Annotated in this window: 21 protein-coding genes, 1 tRNA gene and 1 pseudogene; 9 read left to right on the top strand and 14 right to left on the bottom strand. The window is 62.7% G+C overall.

Annotated features, from left to right (window positions below; translation table 11 throughout):
- The first annotated feature begins 95 nt into the window (after nucleotides 1-95).
- A complete protein-coding gene (locus tag AOT96_RS01225; RefSeq protein WP_007726313.1) occupies nucleotides 96-1,793 on the top strand; it encodes a fumarate hydratase in 1,698 nt (565 codons plus the stop codon).
- A gap of 60 nt (nucleotides 1,794-1,853) precedes the next feature.
- Here the strand turns inward: AOT96_RS01225 and AOT96_RS01230 are convergent, their stop codons facing one another.
- The 7 genes from AOT96_RS01230 to AOT96_RS01260 form a co-directional block, all read right to left on the bottom strand.
- Entirely contained in the window at nucleotides 1,854-2,204 is a 351-nt protein-coding gene (locus AOT96_RS01230) for a hypothetical protein (RefSeq protein ID WP_003945214.1), read from the bottom strand.
- 52 nt (nucleotides 2,205-2,256) lie between these two features.
- Nucleotides 2,257-2,820: a mismatch-specific DNA-glycosylase gene (locus AOT96_RS01235; RefSeq protein ID WP_003945221.1), complete on the bottom strand. Its 564-nt coding sequence runs from the start codon at nucleotides 2,818-2,820 to the stop codon at nucleotides 2,257-2,259.
- 20 nt (nucleotides 2,821-2,840) lie between these two features.
- Complete coding sequence (locus tag AOT96_RS01240; protein WP_030536239.1) at nucleotides 2,841-4,169, bottom strand: WS/DGAT domain-containing protein; 1,329 nt, start codon at nucleotides 4,167-4,169, stop codon at nucleotides 2,841-2,843.
- Between the two features lie 32 nt (nucleotides 4,170-4,201).
- A complete protein-coding gene (locus tag AOT96_RS01245; protein WP_030536240.1) occupies nucleotides 4,202-4,678 on the bottom strand; it encodes an SRPBCC family protein in 477 nt (158 codons plus the stop codon).
- Between the two features lie 75 nt (nucleotides 4,679-4,753).
- The gene (locus AOT96_RS01250; protein WP_007726323.1) at nucleotides 4,754-5,119 is read right to left on the bottom strand and encodes a VOC family protein; all 366 of its coding nucleotides are present in this window, start codon (nucleotides 5,117-5,119) and stop codon (nucleotides 4,754-4,756) included.
- Entirely contained in the window at nucleotides 5,116-5,502 is a 387-nt protein-coding gene (locus AOT96_RS01255; RefSeq protein WP_003945275.1) for a phage holin family protein, read from the bottom strand. Before AOT96_RS01255 ends, AOT96_RS01250 begins: the two co-directional genes overlap by 4 nt.
- Before the next feature lie 40 nt (nucleotides 5,503-5,542).
- The gene (locus AOT96_RS01260; protein ID WP_039972672.1) at nucleotides 5,543-6,508 is read right to left on the bottom strand and encodes an L-lactate dehydrogenase; all 966 of its coding nucleotides are present in this window, start codon (nucleotides 6,506-6,508) and stop codon (nucleotides 5,543-5,545) included.
- A 107-nt stretch (nucleotides 6,509-6,615) separates the two neighbouring features.
- Between AOT96_RS01260 and AOT96_RS01265 the strand changes: the two genes are divergently transcribed.
- Together AOT96_RS01265 and AOT96_RS01270 are read left to right on the top strand one after the other, a co-directional pair.
- Nucleotides 6,616-7,458: a PE-PPE domain-containing protein gene (locus AOT96_RS01265; RefSeq protein ID WP_039972676.1), complete on the top strand. Its 843-nt coding sequence runs from the start codon at nucleotides 6,616-6,618 to the stop codon at nucleotides 7,456-7,458.
- Nucleotides 7,459-7,520: 62 nt separating this feature from the next.
- Nucleotides 7,521-8,618 (top strand): annotated as a pseudogene (locus AOT96_RS01270) (glycerophosphodiester phosphodiesterase family protein).
- A gap of 296 nt (nucleotides 8,619-8,914) precedes the next feature.
- Here AOT96_RS01270 and AOT96_RS01275 read toward each other — a convergent pair.
- Nucleotides 8,915-8,990 (bottom strand) — tRNA-His (locus AOT96_RS01275).
- Nucleotides 8,991-9,178: 188 nt separating this feature from the next.
- On the opposite strand from AOT96_RS01275, the gene AOT96_RS01280 reads away from it, so the two are divergent.
- Nucleotides 9,179-10,141 (top strand): pseudouridine synthase, encoded by a 963-nt coding sequence (locus AOT96_RS01280; RefSeq protein WP_065351205.1) that lies wholly within the window; start codon nucleotides 9,179-9,181, stop codon nucleotides 10,139-10,141.
- An 18-nt stretch (nucleotides 10,142-10,159) separates the two neighbouring features.
- On the opposite strand, the gene ychF is transcribed toward AOT96_RS01280, so the two are convergent.
- Nucleotides 10,160-11,239, bottom strand: a complete 1,080-nt coding sequence (ychF, locus tag AOT96_RS01285) for a redox-regulated ATPase YchF (RefSeq protein ID WP_003945278.1) — start codon at nucleotides 11,237-11,239, stop codon at nucleotides 10,160-10,162.
- Nucleotides 11,240-11,309: 70 nt separating this feature from the next.
- Complete coding sequence (locus tag AOT96_RS01290; protein WP_065351206.1) at nucleotides 11,310-11,849, bottom strand: CD225/dispanin family protein; 540 nt, start codon at nucleotides 11,847-11,849, stop codon at nucleotides 11,310-11,312.
- An 89-nt stretch (nucleotides 11,850-11,938) separates the two neighbouring features.
- On the opposite strand from AOT96_RS01290, the gene AOT96_RS01295 reads away from it, so the two are divergent.
- The 3 genes from AOT96_RS01295 (at nucleotide 11,939) to AOT96_RS01305 (ending at nucleotide 16,123) form a co-directional block, all read left to right on the top strand.
- Entirely contained in the window at nucleotides 11,939-13,516 is a 1,578-nt protein-coding gene (locus AOT96_RS01295) for an FMN-binding glutamate synthase family protein (RefSeq protein ID WP_037132028.1), read from the top strand.
- A gap of 112 nt (nucleotides 13,517-13,628) precedes the next feature.
- Nucleotides 13,629-15,911: a carbon starvation CstA family protein gene (locus tag AOT96_RS01300; RefSeq protein ID WP_007726338.1), complete on the top strand. Its 2,283-nt coding sequence runs from the start codon at nucleotides 13,629-13,631 to the stop codon at nucleotides 15,909-15,911.
- Between the two features lie 2 nt (nucleotides 15,912-15,913).
- The gene (locus AOT96_RS01305) at nucleotides 15,914-16,123 is read left to right on the top strand and encodes a YbdD/YjiX family protein (RefSeq protein ID WP_003945213.1); all 210 of its coding nucleotides are present in this window, start codon (nucleotides 15,914-15,916) and stop codon (nucleotides 16,121-16,123) included.
- Between the two features lie 6 nt (nucleotides 16,124-16,129).
- Here the strand turns inward: AOT96_RS01305 and AOT96_RS01310 are convergent, their stop codons facing one another.
- Nucleotides 16,130-16,534, bottom strand: a complete 405-nt coding sequence (locus AOT96_RS01310) for a hypothetical protein (protein WP_003945253.1) — start codon at nucleotides 16,532-16,534, stop codon at nucleotides 16,130-16,132.
- Between the two features lie 152 nt (nucleotides 16,535-16,686).
- On the opposite strand from AOT96_RS01310, the gene AOT96_RS01315 reads away from it, so the two are divergent.
- A complete protein-coding gene (locus tag AOT96_RS01315) occupies nucleotides 16,687-17,880 on the top strand; it encodes an AI-2E family transporter (protein WP_003945249.1) in 1,194 nt (397 codons plus the stop codon).
- Here the strand turns inward: AOT96_RS01315 and AOT96_RS01320 are convergent, their stop codons facing one another.
- Together AOT96_RS01320 and AOT96_RS01325 are read right to left on the bottom strand one after the other, a co-directional pair.
- On the bottom strand, nucleotides 17,881-20,859 hold the full coding sequence (locus AOT96_RS01320) for an AAA family ATPase (RefSeq protein WP_065351207.1): 2,979 nt from the start codon (nucleotides 20,857-20,859) through the stop codon (nucleotides 17,881-17,883).
- Entirely contained in the window at nucleotides 20,856-22,031 is a 1,176-nt protein-coding gene (locus tag AOT96_RS01325) for an exonuclease SbcCD subunit D (protein WP_054826655.1), read from the bottom strand. The genes AOT96_RS01320 and AOT96_RS01325 overlap by 4 nt, the downstream gene beginning before the upstream one ends.
- 217 nt (nucleotides 22,032-22,248) lie before the next feature.
- On the opposite strand from AOT96_RS01325, the gene AOT96_RS01330 reads away from it, so the two are divergent.
- The gene (locus tag AOT96_RS01330; protein WP_042448843.1) at nucleotides 22,249-23,205 is read left to right on the top strand and encodes a DUF6542 domain-containing protein; all 957 of its coding nucleotides are present in this window, start codon (nucleotides 22,249-22,251) and stop codon (nucleotides 23,203-23,205) included.
- 69 nt (nucleotides 23,206-23,274) lie between these two features.
- Here the strand turns inward: AOT96_RS01330 and AOT96_RS01335 are convergent, their stop codons facing one another.
- Nucleotides 23,275-24,288, bottom strand: a complete 1,014-nt coding sequence (locus tag AOT96_RS01335) for a 4-hydroxy-3-methylbut-2-enyl diphosphate reductase (protein WP_003945273.1) — start codon at nucleotides 24,286-24,288, stop codon at nucleotides 23,275-23,277.
- Nucleotides 24,289-24,293: the final 5 nt, after the last annotated feature.

Here is a 24,293-nt window from a genome sequence, read left to right on the forward strand (position 1 = left end):
ATAATTCCAGCTCACACCCGCCCCGATTCGGAGAAGGAAACCCCCAACGATAACCTGAATGCGACCTTCGCACGCACCCTTGTTCAGGAGAGATGATGGCCGACTTCCTCTATGAGGACCTGTTGCCGATCGGTGATGACACCACCGAGTACCGATTGCTCACCACCGAAGGGGTGTCGACAGTCGAGGGACCGGACGGCCGCACCTTCCTGCAGGTCGAGCCAGAAGCGATGCGCTTGCTGACCGAAACGGCGCTGCACGACATCTCTCATTACCTGCGCACGGATCACCTGACGCAGCTCGCGAGCATCCTCGACGATCCCGAAGCGTCGAACAACGACAAGTTCGTCGCGCTCGATCTGCTCAAGAACGCCAATATCGCCGCTGCCGGCGTTCTGCCGATGTGCCAGGACACCGGAACCGCCATCGTCATGGGCAAGCGTGGACAGCATGTGCTCACCCCCGGCGACGACGAGAAGTCCATTGCCCGCGGTGTCTACGACGCCTACACGCGTCTGAACCTGCGCTACTCGCAGAACGCCCCCATCACGATGTGGGACGAGAAGAACACCGGCAACAACTTGCCCGCGCAGATCGAGCTGTACGCCGATACTGCTGCCGGACATGAGAACTCGTACAAGTTCCTCTTCATGGCCAAGGGCGGCGGAAGCGCCAACAAGTCCTACCTGTACCAGGAAACCAAAGCGATCCTCAATCCCGACTCGATGATGCAGTTCCTCGAGGCGAAGATCCGCTCACTCGGCACCGCAGCCTGCCCGCCCTACCACCTTGCAATCGTCGTCGGCGGTACTTCGGCCGAGTTCGCGATGAAGACGGCGAAGTACGCGTCGGCGCACTATCTCGACGAATTGCCCACCGAAGGCGCCATCACGGGTCGCGGCTTCCGCGATCACGAGCTCGAGAAGAAGGTTTTCGAGCTGACGCAGAAGATCGGTATCGGAGCACAGTTCGGCGGCAAGTACTTCTGCCACGACGTCCGCGTCGTCCGACTCCCCCGCCACGGCGCTTCGTTGCCCGTCGCCATTGCGGTGTCCTGCTCGGCAGATCGACAGGCGAAGGCCAAGATCACCCCGGAGGGCGTGTTCCTGGAACAGCTCGAATTCAACCCGGGCCGTTTCCTGCCCGAGGTCACGGACGCTCAGCTCGACGAAGAGACGGATGGCATTTCGGGTACCGGCAAGGGCGCTGCGGTCAAGATCGATCTGACCAAGCCGATGTCGGAGATCCTCGCCGAGCTCTCCAAGCACCCGGTGAAGACTCGTCTCTCCTTGACCGGTCCGCTCGTCGTGGCACGCGACATCGCGCACGCCAAGATCAAGGAACGCCTCGACGCAGGCGAAGAGATGCCGCAGTACCTCAAGGATCACCCGGTGTACTACGCCGGCCCCGCCAAGACGCCCGACGGCATGGCGTCCGGTTCGTTCGGCCCGACCACGGCCGGCCGTATGGACTCGTACGTCGAGCAGTTCCAGGCCGCCGGTGGCTCGATGATCATGCTGGCCAAGGGAAACCGCTCCAAGCAGGTCACCGACGCCTGCAACTCGCACGGCGGTTTCTACCTCGGGTCGATCGGTGGACCGGCCGCTCGCCTGGCGCTCGACTGCATCAAGAAGGTCGACATCCTCGAGTACGCCGAACTGGGAATGGAAGCCGTCTGGAAGATCGACGTCGAGGACTTCCCCGCCTTCATCGTCGTCGACGACAAGGGCAACGACTTCTTTGCGCACACCGGTGAAGTGACCCTGACGATCGGCAAGCGCCCGGGTCTGTAGACACGTCAACAGCAAAGAGCCCCGGCGAGTTTCGATCGCCGGGGCTCTTTTGTGTCTTTGTCAGGTCCAGAGCGCGGCCACGAATACGGTCACGATCGACAACCCGCCGACGACGTGTACCAGATTCGGATTGGGCTGGCCCTTCTTCTGCTTCGCCCGGGTGATCTCGGCAAGCGCCACGATGACCAGCGAAAGCACCAGCTTCACAGCGATCTTCGCGTGAATGTAGTTCTTGTCCAGGGCGCCTTCGCCCAACCCGACGATGATCAGGCCGGACACGAACTGCATCCTGGCACCCCACACCATGACCTCGGTGATCGAAGGAGCCTTGAGGACGGTGAAGTAGCTACCGACCAGGGCAGCCATGCCGAGTAGGTGAATCACTACAAAGACGTTGTATAGAACAGACATACAAGCACTTTAACTTGTACCTTGTTCTGGCCGAACGGAACTGCGACTTCTCTCAGAGAATTCCGGCTTCGGATGCGGCGGAACGATATTTCGCTGCCAAGGTGTCCACCGTCTCGTGTGCGTTGAGACCACTGGGATTGGGCACGATCCACAGTTTTGCCCCCTCGAAATCACGGTCCTGACGCCCGGCCTTCGCCTTCTTGTCACCGAAAGCTGTTCGATAGGCGGTGATTCCGGCGAAGGCAACGACTACTGGATTGGTTGCGCGCACGATGTTTCGGACCCGAACTCCGCCAGTTGCGAGTTCCTCCGACGTCAATTCATCGGCGCGCGCAGTTGCCCGCACCGCCAAATTGGTGATGCCCACTCCCCGATCGATCAGATGCTGTGTGTCAGCGTCCGACATACCCGCGGAAGGATCGATCGCATGCTCGATTATGCCTGCCCGCAGCAGTGCCGGATAGAACCGATTACCCGGTCTGGCGAAATGCGCGCCGGTCGCCGCCGTCCACAGTCCCGGATTGATACCGACGAACAACAGCCGGCAATCCGGCCCGATCAGATCCTCGATCTCGGCGTCTCGGAACGATTCCAGTTCGGCGCGCGTGAATCCCATGCAGCCAGTACATCAGGCCGTCACGACAGCGCTTCGCGCACCTCGTCGATCGCGTCGTGCATCATCTGCTCGTACACATCGATGTCCGGAATCGAGGCCGGACTGCTGGTGATGCTGATCGTCACAGTGTCCCCGATCCCGTGTACGCCGTGGGTCAACGACATGACCGGCGACAAACTCGGGAAGCCCGCTGTGAACCGAACGACGCCGCCTCCGAGCACCAGATCCGCGTCACCGCGCGCGACACTCGACACCACGGTGTTTCCAGTGACCTCGTCGGGTACTGCCGTGAAATCGTATTGCTGCACGCCCCAACGGACCAGCGGGCCGGGAACCGCGTTCAGCGCGAGATCCGACGCTGCGCTGGATGGATGGGACGCACGTGCGCGACGCTCGTCCATCGACTCCCTGATCAATTGGGCTCGCTCACGAAGATCATCGACTTCCGGGAACAGCCCGACACCTGCATTGCGGAAGTGATTGCGCGCCGTGGGTGTACCTGCCTTGGCGATGGTCACCTCAGCTCCCAATTCGGGCGGTACCGAGCCGTCTCGCTCGGTGAGGTAGTTCGCCATCGCTACCGAGATGGCTGTCATCGCTCCGACTGTGACGGATACGCCGTCGCCACGGAAATCGGCGCTGTCCCGCACGACCATGCGCACCAGTCGGTGCGGTCCGGGAGGGATGTTCGAGCGCACCTTCGGACGGCTCGCCGCCTGCGGCGCAACAACTCCCGATTCGGTGTCCGCCTGCAGCTGTAACTGCGCGCGGTGCCCCGCCCGGCCGTCGCGGAACAGCGAAACGAGTTGGCCCGGAAGGCGCAGGGCGGCGCGGCCCAGAATCTCGGCTGATCCGCTACGCCGCACGTCCGTCTTCTGCTTCGCGGGCGGTTGCGGCGAGAACAGTTGGCGAGCAATCGCCGACGCGCGTTTGCCGTCCGCCAGAGAATGAGCGACCTGCAGAACTGCGATCAGCGCCGGGCCACTGCAGCGCGGCACGCCGGTGACGCCGTGAAACAGGTGCAGCGTCCACGGGGACTCGCGCGGGTCGACGTGGTTCTCGAGTAGTTTCTCGATTCCGTGAATGCACGAGAGCCACGAGTTTTCGGGCAGCTCATGCACTCTCACCAAGGAGGCGTCGACCGGCATGGGCTCCCACACCGGATAGTCGAGGTGCCACGGCGATTCACGAATCCGAACATTGAGATCCGGAATGAGCGACGCTCTTTCGACCACCGAGCGTCGTAGCTCGTCCATGTGCTGGCTCTGCCCGTCGAAACAGTAGAGCAGCAGCTGATCGTTCGGGATCTTCTCCGAAATCCAGAAGGTTTGGGCATCGGTGGGCGTCATCCGTAACACCGGGAGACGGTACCACCGGCTTGTCAGCTCTTTTCTGCAGCAGCTTTCAGCTGGGACAGGCCCTTCTCGAAATCCTTTCCGACAAGCTTGTCCATGCTGAAGATGAAACCGAAGATCTTGAAGAACAGATTCTTCTTTCCGGTCATCTTCCACGTCACCTGAACTTCACCGGAATTCGGCGAGATGAGAAACGTGGTGACGTTCTGCGCCTTGAACGGCTTGAGGAAGGCCAGGTCCAAAACTACTCGTTCATTCGGGACGGATTCGGTGATCACCATCGAACCGGAGCCCGCCTTCTTGTTTCCCGCCCAGGCGTACGAAGCCCCGACGCCCGCGTCAGGCCCCGCGTACGTCCGCTGCATCGCCGGGTCGAGACCTTCCCACGGCGACCACTGAGTCCACTGATGGAAATCGTTGATCAACGCGAAGACGACCGGTGCTTCTGCCTTGACGATCTTCGTACGTTCTACCAGGAATTCGTTGGAATTCTGCGAAGCCATCGTCGATCTCCAATTCTCGGGCGTGACAAGTGTTCGGAATTATCCACGGTCGACGAGATCGGAGCGAGTCGACACTCAGTCCCGCAGGCACAGGCAGAAATAGTGACCGACCGGGTCGCGGTACACGCGGAAAGTCTGATGCTCCGGAATGTCGGTCACCCGCTGCGCTCCAAGGTTCGTCACCCAAGCCTCGGCGGGGTCGAGAGAATCCACGAACAGATCCAGATGGATCCCGACACCGGAGGTCGGCCAGTCCACCGGAACAAAATCCGGAGCGAGCTGAAACGCGAGCCGCTCCCCGCCGGGTCCTTCGATCACGTGCCAATCATCCTCGTCGCGAACACTTTTCCACTCGAGGACCTGGACGTAGAAGTTGGCCAATGCAGCCGGATCCGGGCAGTCCAGGACTGCGTAGTCCATACCGATGTTCGGGCGCGTCACTGTGCCTTCTTCTCCTGAACTTTCTTACGCACGAACAACAACGGAAGAACCAGCGTCGCAACGGCGGTTACCAGCCACACGACGACGGTTCCCAGAATCCACGTCGAGACACCGGAGATCGACAGATTGGAGAAGAGCGACGCCACCAACAGCGCGACAAATGTCGACACCAATCCGATTCCGCCGAGAAATGCCGGTGCATGGCGCTTTGCCACCGTGGCGATGAACGGCGCCAGGACCGACTGCGCAATCGCAAAGATCACGACCGCAACGATGAATCCGGATGTGGGCGCCGAGAAGCCCGAAAGAATCAACGACGCAACAAGAAGCCCGACAGCGGCAGAACCCAGGAAGATCGCGGCGCGAATCAGGAAGCTGATCATTTGTTGATCCTATATGTCGGATATCGAGGAGAACAGATATTCACAATCCCAGAGATTCCTGCACCTCTCGCAATGTCCGGGCAGAAGATCGGAGCCCCGAAGCCTCCTTTTCCGATAGCGGTACTTCGAGGACTCGGCCGGCACCAGCGCGACCAACCATCGTGGGAAGGGACAGGCAAACGTGCTCGAGTCCGTGGACGCCGCTCTGCAAAGTCGATACCGGCAGAACCCGTTGTTCGTCCCGCAACACGACTTCCGCGATGAATGCGCTCGACAATCCGATGGCGAGGTTGGTCGCGCCCTTACCCTCGATGATCTCGTAAGCACTCTCGACTACAGACTTCGCTACTTTCGCGCGTAGGTCGGGGCCGAGGACGCCACCCGACGGTCCCACGAACGAGGTTGCCGGCACTCCGCCGATGGTTGCGCTCGACCAGAGCGGAATCTCGGAATCCCCGTGCTCGCCCACGATGAAGGCATGAACGTTCTCCACCGCGACTCCGAGTTCGGTAGCCAGCAGGAATCGCAATCGGGCCGTGTCCAGCACGGTCCCAGATCCGAAAATTCGGCCGCGGTACGACGGTCCCGCGGCCTGGATCGCTGCGTAGGTCGCCACGTCGACCGGGTTGGTGACGAAGAGAAGGACCGCGTCCGGTGACACCGCCAACAGTTGTTCGGTCAGTGTCTGCGCGATCTTGACGTTCACCGCGGCAAGTTCGAGCCGCGACTGACCGGGATGCTGTTTGGCGCCCGCGGTGACGACGACCAAGTCGGATCCCGCGGTGACCGAGATGTCATCGCCTCCGTCGACAGTGCACGGCGGTGTGAACTGGGTGCCGTGGTTGAGATCGAGAACTTCGGCCCGGACCTTTGCGCTGTTGGTGTCGTAGAGGGCGAGCGCGTCGGCCGATCCGCGTATCAGGCACGCATACGCAATTGCGGTGCCGACGCTTCCCGCACCGACAACGGACACTTTTCGTCTGGATGAACGATTCGGCGTCGTCATGGGTAAATGGTGCTCGCTCGATAACGATTTCGCAGTACAACGGATTGCCAGTCTCTTCTCAGGGTTTGGATGCAGACCTCTCAGAATCGACGTGGATGATCGCTGACATGGCTGAGGTAACCGTTCTTGCAGTTGGCGGCACCGGCGAATCCCACGTCGGCGACCACGGCGCCCGTGTGCGCGGACTCCTCAGTGCCGTCACCGACGAACTCGACAGTCGATTCGATTCTCGCTGGGTCGCTTATCCCGCATCGTACGGTCCGGTCGCCGACGGTGGCCTGAGCTTTCGGCACAGCACCGCGATGGGTGTGAAGGCCCTCACCGCCGAAATCGCACAGACAGACGGCCCGGTCATGCTGATCGGATACTCACAGGGATGCACCGTGATCCGCTCGGCTCTTCCGACGCTGAACCGCGCCAACGTCATCGGAGTCGGACTGATCTCCGATCCTCAACAACCGGCAGGCGTGATCGAAGGTTGTGAGGGACACGGAGTTGCCGGCGACGGACCCGAGATCCAGCCGTGGATTCCGGTCAAGTGGATCGGGCACCCGCAGGACATGATCTGTAATGCCAGCGACGACAGCTACATTCGCGACATCGCAGACTTGACGCGCTGGATGTCCTTCTCGCAGGCACGCGTGTGGGCAGGAAAGGTTTGGGAACTACTTCGTAGCAATGCTTTCCAAAATGCGCAGAAGACTCGTTTCAGTCCGAAACAGTGGCGTACCGATCTACGACGTATTCGCACCGCGTTCCTCGAAGTACTTGGTTACCTGCCGACGAAGTTGAACCTGAACCGATTTCAGCTCAAGAACCCTCGCGGCGGTAGACACATCAGCTACGCGATCGAACCTCTCGACGAGAGCGGACTGACCGGGTGTGAGCTTCTGGCGTCGTGGATGAAGGTCCACGCGAGCGGCGTCGGGCAGCGCATTCACGCGGCCTGACCTTTACCGTTAGTTTACCTAACGAACCCCGGGGAGCCATTCGACGCCTCTACGTTCCTTTCATGCAACTGAGCAGAATATTGTCGTGTGCCGCCGTGACCGTCGCACTCCCCCTCACCGCCCTGGCGGCCCCGGCCGGCGCATCGCCAACCGGCAGTCTCGACTGGTCCGGTTCGTTCGGTAGTTCAGCACCCCAGCCGGTTTCGACGTTCGACGTCCAAGCCCACCGCGGCGGGCTCGGCCTGTACACGGAAAGCAGCCTGGCCGCGTTCGCGAATGCCCTCGAAATGGGCGTCAGCACACTGGAACTCGATACCCAGATCACCGAGGACGGGATCGCTGTCGTCACGCACGATCGTAAGATCTCGAACAAGAAATGCCTCGACACCGAGCCCGCAACTGCGGGTGACCCGGAGTTCCCGTACGTCGGCAAATTCGTCAACACGCTGAGCCTGCAGCAGATCAAGACCATGGACTGCGGCACTCTCCCCCTTGCCGGATACCCTGAACAGCAGAATGTTCCGGGAGCGAAAATGCAGACGCTCGAAGAAGTGCTTGCCCTGGTGAAGTCGTACAACGCACCCGGAATCAAGCTCAACATCGAGACCAAGGTGGAAGCGGGAGCGCCTCACGAGACCGCCCCGCGTGAGCAGTTCGTCTCTGTAGTCCTCGATACGATCCGGGCAGCCGGATTGTTGGACAGCGTCACCATTCAGAGCTTCGACTGGGGCTCGCTCATGCTCACCCGTCAACTCGCGCCGAGTGTCCCCGTCGTTGCGCTCACAAACGGCGACTTTCTCCAGGTAGGCAAGGACGGAGCGTCACCGTGGCTCGGCGGTCTGGACATCGATGATTTCGGTGGCGACGGCATCGCGGCGGTAGCAACCTTTGGTGCCTCCGCCTACTCCCCCGTCCAAGGAACTCCGTAGGGCGGAAAGGTCGGGGATCCCGGTTTCACCCTCTATCCGACAGCCGACATGATCGCGAGCGCACATGCGCGTGGCATGAAGGTCATCCCGTGGACCGTCGATGATCCCGCCACCATGCACGCCCTGATCGACCTCGGTGTCGACGGGATCATCACCGACTACCCCGATCGTCTCCGAGCCGTTCTGGCCGAGCGAGGCATGCCACTACCTGCACCTGCGGTCAAGAAGTAGCCTCCACCGCGCACCGAAGCAGGTACCTGAACAGGTACTACGGCCGATGTCCCCGGGGTCCCGTCGGCCGCATCCTGGACAGGTACTTGCTCGGGTGATCGGAGGTGAATTCTGATGATGTCTTTGAAGGATCAACTGGACAACTGCGAATACCTACTTGCCGACGCGGAAATGGCCGGCGACTGGAATGCTGTCCGGCGATTCAGGGAATACCGGCTCAGGCTCGTTCGACAACTGTGCAGGCAAAGGGCCGCCGGCCTCTGCGCCTAGAGGCCCGACCTCAACCGTATCTGAGCTGGTCCCTCTGGGCGGTTACGATCCGCCGTCGCCCGAGTCACAGTCGGGTGCTCTCACCAATTGAGCTACAGAAGGTATGGCCCGCAGTGCTTTTCGACTGCGATCTTTCTCTGCCGAACCATACGGGCCCGCATCTCGTGCGCGCTACTGATTTTCGAGTAGACGATCTACACCGACCACCGCTGTGAGTTCGGTTTCCGCGTCCCCGCGGGGACGTCCCCGTCGAGGCCACACCGAATCACCGCTGACCAGTAGTCGATGGGATGATGACCTGCGTGTCCATGTCCCCACCGCTGCCCGTCAAGAACGGGGTTGGCCCGACGCGCCTACGCATCCCGCTCTCTGGGCCGTGGGCGACGATCGCCGAGTACGTCGTGGCCAAGTTCGACCATCTGGACGCCGAGAACCTGTATCGGCGGTTCGACGACGGCGAGTTCGTGGGTATCGACGGCCAGTCGCTCTGCCGGAGCACAGAACTCAGTGCGCACCGGTTCGTCTGGTACTACCGCGAGTTGCCGGCGGAGGACCCGGTGCCGTTCCACGAAGAGATCCTGCACATCGACGACGATCTCGTCGTCATCGACAAGCCACATTTTCTCCCGACCACCCCCAGCGGGCGCTACCTGCGCGAGTCGGCACTAGTCCGACTGCGCGTCCGCCTCGACAACCCAGATCTGACTCCGATCCATAGACTCGACCGCGGCACCGCAGGCGTGGTGATGTTCTCGGCCCGCCCCGCGACGCGCGGCGCGTATCAGTCACTGTTCGAGAAGCGTCAGGTCACGAAGGTCTACGAGGCGGTGTCGGCGCGACCCACCCGGCGGGGCCAGGATTCACCAGCGCTCGACGTCCCTCTCGTTTACCGCAACCACATCGAAGCTCGAGGCGGCGAGTTGCGAGTCGTCGTCGACGACAGCCGTGAACCCAACTCCGAGACCATGATCGAGGCACGAGGGACGGGCGTGAGCGCCTCCGGACGTGCTGTGCTGCACACGGTTCTACGTCCGCGCTCCGGACGGATGCACCAGTTGCGGGTGCATCTGGCAGCTCTCGGCGCCGGGATCCTGGGCGACCGGCGATACCCCGACCTGCTTCCCGACGCCCCGGACGATCATTCTCTCCCACTCCAATTGCTCGCGAGGGAACTCGAATTCACCGACCCGTTGTCGGGGAGAGCGCGGCGGTTCGTCACCCGTCGGACGCTCAGCGAGATGCCCGTGGGGTGACGACCAGAAGCCGCGGATTTAGACGTTGAAGCGGAACTCCACCACATCGCCGTCGGCCATGACGTATTCCTTGCCCTCCATGCGGACCTTGCCGGCAGCCTTGGCTGCGGCCATGGAACCCGCCTCGACGAGATCGTCGAAGGACACGATTTCAGCCTTGATGAAGCCGCGCTCGAAGTCGGTGTGAATGACGCCGGCAGCCTGGGGAGCGGTGTCACCCTTGTGGATGGTCCAGGCGCGAGCTTCCTTCGGACCAGCCGTCAGGTAAGTCTGCAGTCCGAGGGTGTGGAAGCCGGTGCGCGCGAGAGCGTGCAGGCCGGGCTCGGTCTGACCGATCGAGTCGAGCATCTCCTGGCGGTCTTCCTCGTCGAGCTCGAGAAGTTCCTGCTCGACCTTCGCGTCGAGGAACACAGCGTCGGCCGGTGCGACGGATGCGCGCAATTCCGCAATCTTCGCTGCGTCGGTGAGCACAGACTCGTCGGCGTTGAAGACGTACAGGAAGGGCTTGGTGGTGAGCAGGCTCAGCTCACGAAGCAACGAGAAGTCGAGCTTGTCCTTGACGCTGAAGAGCGTCGTGCCCTCGTTGAGGAAGGCCTGAGCCTTGAGTGCCTCGTCGTGGGCCGGCTTGAGCTCCTTGTTCTTGCGAGCTTCCTTGTCCAGACGCGGGAGAGCCTTCTCCAAGGTCTGCATGTCGGCGATCACGAGTTCGGTCTCGATGACCTCGATATCGGAGGCCGGGTCGACCTTGCCGTCGACGTGGATGACGTCGTCGTCGGCGAAGACGCGAACTACCTGGCAGATGGCGTCCGCTTCACGGATGTTGGCCAGGAACTTGTTACCCAGGCCTGCGCCCTCGGACGCTCCCTTGACGATGCCGGCAATGTCGACGAACGACACGGTCGCGGGGAGGATGCGCTCGGAGCCGAAGATCTCGGCGAGCTTCTGCAGCCGCGGATCGGGCAGCTCGACCAGACCGACGTTGGGTTCGATGGTCGCGAACGGGTAGTTCGCTGCCAACACGTCGTTGTTGGTCAGTGCATTGAAAAGGGTGGACTTGCCGACGTTGGGCAGTCCGACGATTCCGAGGGTAAGGCTCACGGTCTGTGGATTCTACGGCCTCGCGGCGACGTGACGGGTACTCGCCCCACCGTCACGTCGCGGCAGGTGATCAGTTGTAGGTATACGAATCGACGGACGACACGATCGCAACCAGGAAGATCACGTAGAACGCGATGAACAGCACCCAGCAGATGACGGCTATCAGGAGCGAAATCTGCCCGAGCTTCTTCACCCGCTCGGACGCGTTTTGCGCGCCCTGGTGATCGCCCATCGCCCACTTCGGGTAGATGTCGTGGAGATGGTTGAACGCGGCGAACGCGATAGGCCAGAAGAAGATGATCGACGCGACGGCCCATCCCGCGTTGGACTTCGGCGGACCGTACTGAGGCGCCGCGTACGTGGGAGCAGCGCTGTACTGCTGGGCTGCGCTGTACTGCTGACCGGTCGGATACTGCTGTCCGGCTGAATACTGCGGGTCGGTTGGGTACTGCTGACCCGTCGGATATTCCTGGCCTGCTGAATATTGCTGACCGGCTGAATACTGCTGGCCTGCCGGATACTGCTGCTCCTTCGGATACTGTTGCTCCTTCGGATACTGTTGCTCCTTCGGATCCTGCGGGTCGGTCGGATATTGCGGTTCGGTCATCATTCCCCCAAAGAGTCGGATTCGGTTCTCTATCGCAGAACCTAGTGGAGACTTACCGCTGCCGTGTCACAGTGAGCGCCTACGCTCTCGAGGTGACTCGGATGCTGATCGTGCTCTTGATATGGATAGTGGGTCTCGGCACCGCCGCGCTCGCAATTGTCGCCTCGCCCGGATGGTGGGTGATCGCTGTCGTCACACTCGCGCTGGCGGCCATGGGCACCTACGACCTCACTCAGAAGTCCCACAGCATCCTCCGTAACTATCCGGTCCTGGGGCACGCGCGATTCCTCCTCGAGAAGATTCGACCGGAGATCCAGCAGTACTTCGTCGAATCATCCACCGATGGAATGCCATTCGATCGCGAAACGCGAGATCTGGTTTACGAGCGGGCAAAGGGAACACTGGCGGAAGAGCCCTTCGGGACCGAGCGCGACGTCAATGCGATCGGCTACGAGTTCATGACGCATTCGATTCGCGCACGGACCGCCCCCGACACCGTTCCGCGAGTTCGCCTCGGCGGACGCGATTGCACGAAGCCGTACGACATCGCTCTCCTGAACGTCTCCGCGATGAGCTTTGGGTCGTTGTCCGCCAACGCAATCGAGGCCCTCAACGCCGGCGCCGCCAAAGGCGGTTTCGCTCACGACACCGGTGAAGGCGCGATCAGTCCGTATCACCGCAAACACGGCGGCGATCTGATCTGGGAAATCGCTTCGGGATACTTCGGATGCCGGACCGAGGACGGCCGATTCGATCCTGACCGTTTTGCCGAGCGCGCAGGCTCCGACCAGGTGAAGGCCATTTCGATCAAGCTCTCGCAAGGTGCGAAACCCGGGTTGGGTGGCGTGCTTCCCGGAGTCAAGGTCTCCCCCGAAATCGCCGAAACCCGCGGGGTACCCGTCGGCCAGACTGTGATTTCGCCACCCGCGCACACCGCGTTCAGCACCCCGGTCGAACTGGTCGATTTCATCGCGACCCTGCGAAAACTGTCGGGAGGCAAGCCGGTCGGGATGAAACTGTGTGTCGGCTCGCGTCGTGAATTCCTCGGAATCTGCAAGGCGATGATCGAACGCGGCATCACGCCCGACTTCATCATCGTGGACGGTTCCGAAGGCGGCACCGGCGCAGGTCCGGTGGAGTTCGAGGACCACATGGGCATGCCGTTGACCGAGGGCCTGATGCTGGTGCACAACGCTCTGGTGGGAACTGGTTTGCGCCCTCTCGTGAAAGTCGGCGCTTCCGGAAAGGTGGCGAGCGGTTCCGACATCGTCAAACGCATCATCCAGGGCGCAGACTTCACGATGGCGGCCCGCGCAATGATGTTCGCAGTGGGCTGTATTCAGGCCCAGATGTGCCACACCAACCGCTGCCCGGTCGGCGTTGCCACTCAGGATCCGGCACGCACCCGCGCACTCGACATCCCCGACAAGAGCGAGCGCGTCTACCGATTCCAGAAGGCAACCGTCGCCAGCGCGCAACAGATGATCGCGTCGATGGGCATCGATTCCTTCGACCAACTGCAACCGGGAATGCTCAACCGCCGCGTCGACGGTCTCACCACTCGCACCTATGCCGACCTGTTCGACTGGCTGATGCCGGGCGAACTGCTCGACTCCCCGCCGCAGAGCTGGCTCACCGATTGGATCGACGCCGACGCTCACCGATTCTGACGTCGGTCGACTCCCGCGTTTCAGATCGCGCGGATTCACCCTCCTGGTCCTACAGTGACAGATGGCCCGCTGTGACGGCGGCCACACGTGCACTAGTGGACGGAGTTCGACGATGAGCTTGACGACTGCGCCGGAACCAAATGTCGAGTACCTGAAAACCGATCCTGACCTGCCACCTGTCGGCGTCATCGACAAAACACCCATCTCCACGACTGCGCGCGTCGTCTTCCTTGTTCTCGGACTGGTCGGCGCGGGCGCCTGGTACATGATTGCGATCGTCCGCGGTGAACACATCAGCGCTGTGTGGTTCGTGTTGGCCGCAATCTGTACCTATCTGATCGCCTACCGCTTCTATGCGCGGTTGATCGAACGCAAGATCGTCAAGCCCCGCGACGACGTCGCAACTCCCGCCGAAATCATGGAGAACGGCGCCGACTACATGCCGACCGACCGTCGGGTGCTGTTCGGTCACCACTTCGCGGCAATCGCCGGTGCCGGTCCCCTGGTCGGACCCGTGTTGGCCGCGCAGATGGGATATCTTCCGGGAACGATCTGGATCATCGTCGGCGTCGTGTTCGCCGGGGCGGTGCAGGACTTCATGGTCCTGTGGATCTCGTCGAAGCGCCGCGGGCGCAGCCTCGGTCAGATGGCCCGCGAAGAACTCGGCCTTGTCGGCGGCGTCGCCGCACTGATCGGCGTGTTCGTCATCATGATCATCCTCATCGCGGTGCTCGGACTTGTGGTCGTCAATGCGCTCGCCGAGTCCCCGTGGGGAGTGTTCTCGATCGCGATGACCATCCCCATCGCGCTGTTCATGGGCGTGTACCTGCGGTATCTGCGGCCGGGCAAGGTTTCCGAGGTCTCCCTGATCGGCGTCGTCCTGCTTCTCCTTGCCATCGTCTCCGGCGGATGGGTTGCCGATACCGGTTGGGGCGCAGACTGGTTCACACTCTCGAAGGTCACCATCGCGTGGCTGATGATCGCGTACGGATTCGCCGCATCGGTGCTGCCGGTCTGGCTGCTCCTGGCACCGCGCGACTACCTGTCGACGTTCATGAAGGTCGGCACCATCGCGCTGCTGGCCATCGGAATTCTGGTCGCACGACCCGCTCTGAACATGCCGGCAGTGACGCCATTCGCCTCCAACGGCGAAGGCCCGGCCTTTGCCGGTTCACTGTTCCCGTTCCTGTTCATCACCATTGCCTGTGGCGCACTCTCGGGCTTCCACGCACTGATCGCGTCCGGTACGACGCCAAAGCTGCTCGAGAAGGAAAGCCAGACCAAGATGATCGGGTACGGCGGCATGCTGACCGAATCGTTTGTCGCGATCATGGCTCTGGTCACCGCCTGCATCCTCGATCAGCACCTGTACTTCGCACTCAACGCTCCCGCGGCACTGACCGGTGGAACACCGGAAACCGCAGCCGAATACGTCAACAATCTGCCCCTCGGCACTGCCCCCATCACACCGGACGTGCTGACTCAGGCAGCCGAGGCCGTCGGCGAAGAATCGATCATCTCGCGAACCGGCGGCGCCCCGACGCTCGCGTTCGGAATGTCCGAAGTGCTCAGCGACGTCTTCGGCGGCGACTCGCTGAAATCGTTCTGGTACCACTTCGCGATCATGTTCGAGGCGCTCTTCATCCTCACCACGATCGATGCCGGCACCCGCGTCGCTCGATTCATGCTCTCCGACTCGCTCGGCAACTTCGGCGGTCCGGCGAAGAAGTTCAAGGACCCGTCGTGGCGCATCGGCGCGTGGCTATGCTCGCTGATCGTCGTCGCTGCCTGGGGCGCGATTCTGCTCATGGGTGTCACCGATCCGCTGGGCGGAATCAACACACTCTTCCCGCTCTTCGGCATCGCCAACCAGCTACTCGCCGCGATCGCACTGACGGTGGTCATGACGATCGTCATGAAGAAGGGCCTGTTCAAATGGGCCTGGATTCCCGGCGTGCCGCTGGTGTGGGACCTGGTCGTAACCATGACCGCGTCGTACCAGAAGATCTTCTCCGACAACCCCGCGATCGGGTACTGGGCTCAGCACAACGTGTTCAAGGACGCGAAGGCTGCCGGCGAGACGGCGCACGGTTCCGCGAAGACTCCGGAGGCCATCGATGCCGTCATTCGCAACACCTTCATCCAGGGCACGTTGTCGATCATCTTCGCGTCACTGGTGATCGTCGTGGTCATCGCCGGGATCATCGTATGTGCCAAGGCAATCCGAGCGGGCGGGCTGCCGACCACAGAGTCCCCGGAAGAACCGTCGAAAATCTTCGGACCCGCCAGCTTCATTCCGACGCCCGCGGAGAAGGAAATCCAGAAAGAATGGGACGAGCTGATCAAAGCCGGGAAAGTCCGGGCGCCCGGCGCCGCACACGGAGGTGGGCACTGACCATGACGACGGCGACCATGACGGCAAAACTCACCACAGCGTTCCGCGGAACGCTGTGGTGGGTTCGCTCGGTGATGGGTGATCTCGACTATCAGCGCTACGTCGAGCACACCCGACGCCACCACGCCGACTCACCGGTGATCAGCGAACGAGAGTTCTGGCGCCGCCGACACGCAGCAGCCGACGCCAACCCAGGCGCCCGCTGCTGCTGAATCCGGTCAGGGGCAGGTGGCCTTCGCGAGTTCGTATATGTGGCCGGCCTGCTCGTCGGTGGGCTTGTTGCCGTTGTTCTCGGCCAGGTCGGTGATCTTGGTCTTGACCTCCGCCTCGTCCGTGCCGTTGGCGACCTCGGTACACGTGGTCGTCAAGATCTCCTCGATGTCTGCGTCGTCGCGGTTCTCCGCCAACGGTGCGTAAGCCCCACGGAACGTGGCGACGAACAGCGCCGTCTTGCCCTGATCGATGGCGTTGCCCGCTGACTGTTTCGCCGTCTCGAGCGCCTGTTGCCCGCTCGTGACTGCCTCGCTGATCTTGTTCTGCGCGTTGTCCTGATCCTCGGTGCTACACGCGGTGAGCCCGAGAACGACGATTGCTGCTGCCCCGACTGCTGCTGCGATTCTCATGACGGAAATGTTAGTCCGATCAGCATGCTTCAAAACACAGTATTGCAGCGCAACACACGAGTTATCGCATGCAGTCGTTACGATCAGCTCAGCTAGATCACCGGATTCGCACATCGGCGAGGAGATCCCTGCGCCGACGGAAAGGACGATCAGTGAGCGAGCAAGACAAGGGGACGTCCGCAGGGGTGCGCAAGCGCGACCGCGGCGAGATCATCGGGCAAGGGGGTATGTGGCTCGCAAAATGGTCGTTGGTGTTGGCGTCGATTTCGCTGGGCGCCTGGATTTTCGGCTGGCTGATCGAAAAGCTCTGGGTCATCATCCTGCCGGTGGCTCTGGCTATCGTTGTTGCGACAGTCATGTGGCCGCCGACCCGCGGCATGATCAAGCGCGGGATGCCACCGGCCGCGGCAGCCGGCATCACCCTGGTGCTCTCGATCGGAATCCTGGCCGGTGTGATCGCCGGCATCGTTCCGTCAGTGGTCAGCCAGGCCCCCGAGCTCGCGAACAAGACCACCGAGGGCATCAACCAGGTTCAGGACTGGCTCCAGGGTCCGCCGCTGAACCTGAAGGACGACCAGATCGACAACGCCGTCCATGCCGTCATCACCAAGGTGCAGGAAAGCGGAACCGCCATCGCTTCAGGCGTTTTCAGCGGCGTGAGCACAGCGAGCTCGTTGTTGGTCACGCTCGGTTTGGTCCTGATTCTCGCTTTCTTCTTCATCAAGGACGGACCGAGGTTCATCCCCTGGCTCCACGCTGTCGGCGGCGGCCGTGCCGGTCGGCATCTCGAAGAGGTCCTCACCCGCATGTGGGACACGCTCGGCGGATTCATCAGGACACAAGCACTGGTGAGTCTGATCGACGCGGTCTTCATCGGCGCCGGACTGCTGATACTCGGGGTCCCGCTGGCACCGGTGCTGGCAATTCTCACGTTCATCGGTGGCTTCATCCCGATCGTCGGTGCCTTTGTCGCCGGCGCCCTGGCCGTGTTGGTTGCGCTGGTGGCCAACGGTCTCACCACCGCCATCATCGTGTTGATCATCATCCTGGCCGTTCAGCAGATCGAAGGAAACGTCCTTCAGCCTGTGCTGCAGAGCAAGTCGATGAAACTCCACGCCGTCATCGTGCTGCTTGCCGTGGCCGCCGGTAGCTCGCTGTACGGCATCGTCGGCGCCTTCCTCGCAGTGCCCGTCGCCGCTGTGGCAGCAGTTGTCATCCGGTACATCGGCGAGCAGATCGACGAACGCGCAAGCGACAACGAGCCGATGCCCGCCGGCGATGCGTCGGACATCCTCGAGGATCAAGACGACGACGCCGAGTCAGAGGTAGAGAACAAAAAGGCCTGATCAGCCCGCGATCACCTTCACCGAGGAGCCTGCACGTCCGCGAATGACGTGCAGGCGACTCGGGATTCGCTGCCTCATCTCGTCCACGTGACTGACGATGCCCACCACTCGTCCACCGTCGCGAAGCTCGTCCAACACAGCCATCACCGAGTCGAGGGTGTCGGCGTCGAGAGTGCCGAATCCTTCGTCGATGAACATCGTGTCGAGAACGATTCCGCCGGACTCCGCCGCAACCACATCGGCAAGTCCGAGGGCCAAAGACAATGACGCCAAGAATGATTCACCGCCCGAGAGCGTCTTCGCCGAGCGAACCACACCCGTGAAGTCGTCCCGGATGTCGAGTCCCAGACCGCCGCGGCGACCCCGAGAACCTGCCTCGTCACTGTGCACGAACTCGTATCTGCCCCCGGACATCCGCTGCAGCCGAACCGATGCCGACACGGCGATCTCTTCCAACCGCGACGCGAGCACATACGCTCGCAGCGACATCTTGCGACTGTTCTGACCTTTGCCGGCGATCACGTCGGCGAGGCCAGCGAGTTCGTCGTGCAGTTCCCGCTCAGGTGCAACCGCTTCGTATGCTTTCTCGAGTTGTCCGCTGAACCGTTCGAGATCCGACACACGGTTCTCGGCCAGGGAAGCAGCTGCAACAGCCGAGTTCACCACCTCGGCGCACTGAAGAGCACGCTCGCGAGGACCGTCGACGTCGACTGTCTCGACTTCGCTCACCGCAACGACCTCGGGGTCGTCGAGGACCGTCCGAGCGGCCACCTCGAGGTCGCGTGCTTTGGCGAGTTCCGTTTCGATCGCTGCGATTCGGGCCGGCGATCTCACCCCTTCGATCGCAGCCTCGACCGAATCGAATCCAGCAGCGGCCGCCGCAGCGGCCAGTTTGGTCGACAGTTCCGCCGATCGCGCCTGCGCACGAACGGCGTCGTCACGCATCTCAGACGCCGCCGAGGCAGCGGAGGCAAGCCTTTCGAACCGCGAGCGCTGAGCAGCGATGGTCGAATCTTCTCCCACCGCAGCGACGATCGCCGCTCGAATCTGCTCGACCGTGGCCGACAGAGTCGTCGTACGCTCGGTCAGTGCCGCCAATTCGGCCGTCAGAGAAGCGGATTCCTGTTGCAGCTCGCCGTCACGCTCGTTGAGATGCCCGAGCTTGTCGGCCAACCCTCCAACCTGACCGGCAGAGTGGGTCGCCTCGTCAACGGCGTTCCGAGCCGCGGCGCGGAGCCTGTCGAGTTCTGCGACGTCGCCGTCCCCGCCGCGGGCGATCACCCGGTCGATGTCACGGTCGACGGTTACCTGGCGGTCGACTACCTTGCTCAGGGCTTTCTCGGCCGCACGCTCGGCTGCGGACGCGACTTCCAGATCGGGCTCGGTGACCGTCACGACATCAGACTGCGCCGGCGCAGGGTGTTCACGCGAACCACACACCTGGCATGGGTCACCGGGCGCGAGTGAACTCGCCAACTCCGCAGCCATGCCCTCGATACGCTTCTGCACGAGGTCGAGCCAGCGCCCGCGAGCACTCTGATGGGCGTCGCGCGCATCCAACACCTGCACACGAATCTTCTCGGCTTGCGCACGCAGAGAGACGAATTCATGAGCCGCTGCCGCAGCATCCGATGCTTTGGCCAGTGCAGCTTCGAGGCCGGGCAGAGCCGCGTGCGCGCGTTGCGCATCCTCCAGTCGTTGGCCGGCCGAGCGCACCATTTCTGGCAGTTGAGTGCGTTCAACCGCGATGGCATCGATGCGCTCGGACAGAGCGTCTCGCCGAACTCCGAGTTTCTCGATCTCGGCTTCTGCCGCATCGGCTCTGCGAGCATCCTCCGCCATTGCGTCCAGGCGAACGATCTCGTCACGCCAGGTCCGGATCCGAGCTACGACGCGTTGACGCTCGTCGTCGGTGGGTGGCCACACCTCCGGCACAAAAATCTCCGGACCGTCGAGTGCGGAGTAGGTCGACATCGCTGCGGTCATCGATTCGAGTGCGGCAGCGAGGTGCAAGCCGGCAGCGTCCACATCGCCGGCGACAGCGGCCACCGGCAGTGCGCGCTTGGCGGTCTCGATTTCAGCGCCGATCACAGCTCTTTGGGCGGCGCCCGTATTGAATGCTGCGAGTTCAGCGGTCGCACGATTACGGCGAGCGACCAGATCTGCGGTTCGCTGCGCCGCCGACAGAACCCGATTAGCCTCGGCTGCTGCATCTTTCGCGGTCACCAGCTCCGCAAGACTTGCATCGCGGGTGTCCTGAGCCTCGGCGAGGAGTTTGCGCGACCATTCCAGTGGGTGTGCCTCGGCGCCTACCTCGAGTCCCGCAGCTGTCTCGACCTTCGCGAGCAGCAGCCGCACGGATTGCTCCCTGGCCGCGAGCGCGGTCGCACTTGCCTTTCGCTTGGCGTCGAACCATGCCTCGACGGAGACAAAACGCTTGGTGTCGAACAGACGCTCGAGCAGTTTGCCTCGCTCGTCACTCTCGGCACGCAGGAATTTGGCGAACTCACCCTGCGGCAAGAGCACCACCTGGAAGAACTGATCAGCGCTCATGCCCATGAGGCGGTTGATCTCGTCACCGATGTCAGGGATGCGCGAAAGATTCTCGCCGCGGCCGTCCAACCACGTCAGTGTGGCCTTTGCATTCTCTGTGATCGAACCGGTGCCACGCTTCTTCGGGCGCGAATACTCTGGACTACGAACAAGTTTGATTCTGCGACCACTGATGGTCGCTTCGAGTTCCACGCGCGGCACCGAACCGGCGGGCGCGTGATCGGACAGTAGCCGTTTGCCCTCGTTGCGCGCACCCGGCACCCGCCCGTACAGGGCAAACGCAACCGCGTCGAGGATCGTGGTCTTGCCTGCCCCGGTGTCACCGTGCAGAAGGAACAGCCCGTCTGCACCCAAACGGTCGAAGTCGACCTCGACCGTGTCGGCGAAGGGCCCGAAAGAGCTGACTTCGAGTTTGTGCAGCCTCACGCGGTTTCACTCAGTTCTACCGTGGACTCCTCGGCGCGCGCGGCAGCGCTGAGCGCTTCGGCCATCAATGTGACCTCACGCTCGGACGGGTCACTACGCACTGCCGAGACAAAGCCGCGGGCGATCTCCATGTCGGATCGACCCCGTACCGCGTCACGGTACTTGAGATCCGATTGCCCTTCCGGCCTTTGCCATTCGAGATGAACGGCAAAGGGAAAACGCGCCTGAAGTTGCCTCATGGCATCGACGGGACGAACCGGATCAGTGAGCAATGCGGAGAGGTAGCACTGCTCGGAATCGGTGTACTTCGACTCACCGAGTAGTTCCTCGAGAGTTCCCGTCACCTGGCTCAGCCCCCGAATGACCGGGAGATCCAGGCGCTGCACCGACGACAGGCCGGCTGCGTCGAGTTCTATCAGCAGCGCCGCCTTACGGTGGCTGCGTTCACCGAACGAATACGGCAACGGTGAACCCGAGTACCGCACACTCTCCGAGAGCATCTGCGGAGAATGCAGGTGTCCGAGGGCGACGTAGTCGACGCCGTCGAACTCTCCCACTGCGACGGTCTCCACTCCGCCGACCGAAATGGAGCGTTCCGATTCAGAGGCCTCACCGCCCACGACGAAGGCATGGGCGAGCAATACCGATCGAGTCGCGGGGTCGGCAGCCGTTCGTTCGGCGAGATCTCGCCGAACACGCGACATGGCCGCTCCGAGGATGTCGGAATGAGTACGAGCCCGGGGCACGTCCAACTCGACGCGCGTGATCTCCGGCTCGAGGTACGGAATCCCGTAAAAGGCGACAGGACCGAACTGATCGCTCAGCATCACCGGAGTACCGATCTGGCCGACGCGAGTGATCAAGTGCAAGCCGCCGGCAGCGGCAAAGGATGCCCCGGCTCCGAGCCGCACCGCGGAATCGTGATTGCCGGACGTCGCGACGATGACCGCCCCCGCCGCCCGGATTGCCTCGAAGCCTCGATTGCACACGGTGACCGCGTCGGAACTGGGAATCGAGCGGTCGTAGATGTCCCCCGGCACGACCACGACGTCGACTCCGTGTTCGCGGACGGAATCTGCGATGGAACCGAGCACACTCGCCTGATCGGCCAACAGATCGACGCCGTGAAAGGTGCGACCTATATGCCAATCGGAGGTGTGCAGAATCTTCATGAATCCGACGGTAGAGCAGCCCACCGACACCGCCGATCTCCCACGCTGACGGCTTCGGCGGTGTGCCCCAATCCACGAGAGTCCGGTGACCCTGCACACAATCCGTCCGGTTCGTTTGGCGAAGAACCCGAAACCATCGCGCCATCGCGTCGATAAATGCGCCAGCCACGACCCGCACAAACACGGCCGACAACGCAAGAACCGCTAATGTCGTTATGTGTCTGCAACCCAACGTGCTCGCTCCGGGGTACCGCTGGACAAGCGATCGCTCATCGTGACCGTCCCCGGCCTGCCCTGGTGGGGAGTGATCCTGCTTGCTGCCGGTGTGACCGCCGTCGGCGTACTGATCGATGCCACCGGAGGCGGCGGAGAGCTCACCGCGGTGTTCTCGACGTTCTACTTCCTGGGCTGTCTCTTCGCTGTGGTTGCCGCTTCGAACAAGGCCCTCTTCACCGCGATGGCCCAACCGCCGTTGCTGCTCTTCGCTGCGGTGCCGATCGGGCACACGCTCATCGGCAAGGACAACAGCACCGCGCTGCGCGATATCGCGATCAACATCGCGTACCCGTTGGTCAACCGCTTTCCGATCATGTTGGCCGCAACCGTGGTCGTGCTGATCATCGGTGGCTTCCGGTACTTCCTGCTCAATCAGCGCCCCACCGGGCCCGCGCGCTCGACCCGCTCCCGCCGCTCGGCGGCCACCACTCGTGACTCCTCTGCGGCTGCCACGCGAGAACAACCCGCACCCGAGACCGGGCGTCGACGCAGAGTCTCGGACGCGCCCGTCCCCGGGCCCCCGCGTCGCCGCGCCCCCGAGGTGGACGAGCAGCCCGCCTACCGAAGCACCCCCAGGCGCGAGCCGATCCAGGACGAGCGTCCGCTGCCGCCTCGGAGAAGCCCTCAGCCACCCAGGGTCGATCGCACGCACCAACCGCCTACGCGTCGCCCCCAGCCCGACAGTCGGCCCGTGGCAGACGACGACTACCCGTCGTACGGTCGCCGCCGGGCGCCCGAGCCCACTCCGTCGCCCAGACGTGAGGAGCGGATGGAGCCCTTCTTCGCTTCGGGTGACGACGTATCGCCGCCGCTGCCCCCTCGCCGCCGCCCACCCGGAGTCGATCTTCCGGCGTATCCGCCGCCGCGAGTTCGGTACCGCGATCGCGAAGAGCCCTGAACAGACGCGCCCGGTAGCACAAAAATGCGGGGCACCTTCCAGATGGAAGGTGCCCCGCATTTTCTTGTTTCAGGACGTGCGCGCTGCTCGCAATTCACGGGGAAGGGCGAACACCAGAGTCTCGTTGGCAGTGGTGACGGGTTGAACGTCGTTGTATCCGTGCTCGGCAAGAAGTTCGATCACGCCGCGCACGAGCACCTCGGGTACCGATGCACCCGACGTGATGCCGACGGTCTGGACACCCTCGAGCCACGCGAGATCGACCTCACGGGCGTAGTCGACCAGGTACGACGCGGCAGCGCCCGCCCCGAGCGCGACCTCGACCAGGCGAACCGAGTTGGACGAGTTCCGCGAACCCACCACGATCACGAGATCACACTCGGGAGCCATCGCCTTGACCGCGACCTGACGGTTCTGCGTGGCGTAACAGATGTCGTCGGACGGCGGGTCCTGCAGATTGGGGAAGCGCTCACGCAGGCGCGCGACGGTCTGCATCGTCTCGTCGACGCTCAGTGTGGTCTGGGAAAGCCAGATGACCTTCGACTCGTCACGAACCGTGACCGCGTCGACCGAATCCGGGCCGTCGACGATGGTGACGTGATCGGGAGCCTCACCTGCGGTGCCCTCGACCTCCTCGTGGCCTTCGTGGCCGATGAGCAGAATGTCGTAATCGTCGCGGGCGAATCGCTTCGCTTCCTGGTGCACCTTCGTGACCAGGGGGCACGTCGCGTCGATCGTGCGCAGGTTCCGCTCGGCAGCCGAGTCGTGGACGGCCGGCGACACACCGTGCGCCGAGAACACGAGCAACGATCCCTCGGGAACCTCGTCGGTTTCGTCGACGAAGATCACGCCCTGATCTTCGAGCGTCTCGACGACGTGGCGATTGTGGACGATCTCCTTACGCACGTAGATGGGTGCGCCGTGCTTCTCGAGGGCCTTCTCGACGGTCTCGACCGCGCGGTCGACGCCGGCGCAGTAGCCGCGAGGCTCGGCGAGGAGCACGCGCTTGGCGCTGCCCTTGCGGGTGGACGGCGAATCAGCCGAGTGCGCGATACCGAGATTGAGAGGAACAGCCGAAGACATGTGAT

It is taken from the genome of Rhodococcus sp. 008, assembly GCF_001682295.1.
Lineage (GTDB): Bacteria > Actinomycetota > Actinomycetes > Mycobacteriales > Mycobacteriaceae > Rhodococcus_F > Rhodococcus_F qingshengii.

What these genes read in the sequence shown, in the direction of transcription:
- AOT96_RS01225 (WP_007726313.1), top strand. Translation starts at nt 96, where the DNA reads ATGGCCGACTTCCTCTATGAGGACCTGTTGCCGATCGGTGATGACACC.
- AOT96_RS01230 (WP_003945214.1), bottom strand. Translation starts at nt 2,204, where the DNA reads ATGTCTGTTCTATACAACGTCTTTGTAGTGATTCACCTACTCGGCATG.
- AOT96_RS01235 (WP_003945221.1), bottom strand. Translation starts at nt 2,820, where the DNA reads ATGGGATTCACGCGCGCCGAACTGGAATCGTTCCGAGACGCCGAGATC.
- AOT96_RS01240 (WP_030536239.1), bottom strand. Translation starts at nt 4,169, where the DNA reads ATGACGCCCACCGATGCCCAAACCTTCTGGATTTCGGAGAAGATCCCG.
- AOT96_RS01245 (WP_030536240.1), bottom strand. Translation starts at nt 4,678, where the DNA reads ATGGCTTCGCAGAATTCCAACGAATTCCTGGTAGAACGTACGAAGATC.
- AOT96_RS01255 (WP_003945275.1), bottom strand. Translation starts at nt 5,502, where the DNA reads ATGATCAGCTTCCTGATTCGCGCCGCGATCTTCCTGGGTTCTGCCGCT.
- AOT96_RS01260 (WP_039972672.1), bottom strand. Translation starts at nt 6,508, where the DNA reads ATGACGACGCCGAATCGTTCATCCAGACGAAAAGTGTCCGTTGTCGGT.
- AOT96_RS01265 (WP_039972676.1), top strand. Translation starts at nt 6,616, where the DNA reads ATGGCTGAGGTAACCGTTCTTGCAGTTGGCGGCACCGGCGAATCCCAC.
- AOT96_RS01280 (WP_065351205.1), top strand. Translation starts at nt 9,179, where the DNA reads ATGATGACCTGCGTGTCCATGTCCCCACCGCTGCCCGTCAAGAACGGG.
- AOT96_RS01290 (WP_065351206.1), bottom strand. Translation starts at nt 11,849, where the DNA reads ATGATGACCGAACCGCAATATCCGACCGACCCGCAGGATCCGAAGGAG.
- AOT96_RS01300 (WP_007726338.1), top strand. Translation starts at nt 13,629, where the DNA reads ATGAGCTTGACGACTGCGCCGGAACCAAATGTCGAGTACCTGAAAACC.
- AOT96_RS01305 (WP_003945213.1), top strand. Translation starts at nt 15,914, where the DNA reads ATGACGACGGCGACCATGACGGCAAAACTCACCACAGCGTTCCGCGGA.
- AOT96_RS01310 (WP_003945253.1), bottom strand. Translation starts at nt 16,534, where the DNA reads ATGAGAATCGCAGCAGCAGTCGGGGCAGCAGCAATCGTCGTTCTCGGG.
- AOT96_RS01325 (WP_054826655.1), bottom strand. Translation starts at nt 22,031, where the DNA reads ATGAAGATTCTGCACACCTCCGATTGGCATATAGGTCGCACCTTTCAC.
- AOT96_RS01335 (WP_003945273.1), bottom strand. Translation starts at nt 24,288, where the DNA reads ATGTCTTCGGCTGTTCCTCTCAATCTCGGTATCGCGCACTCGGCTGAT.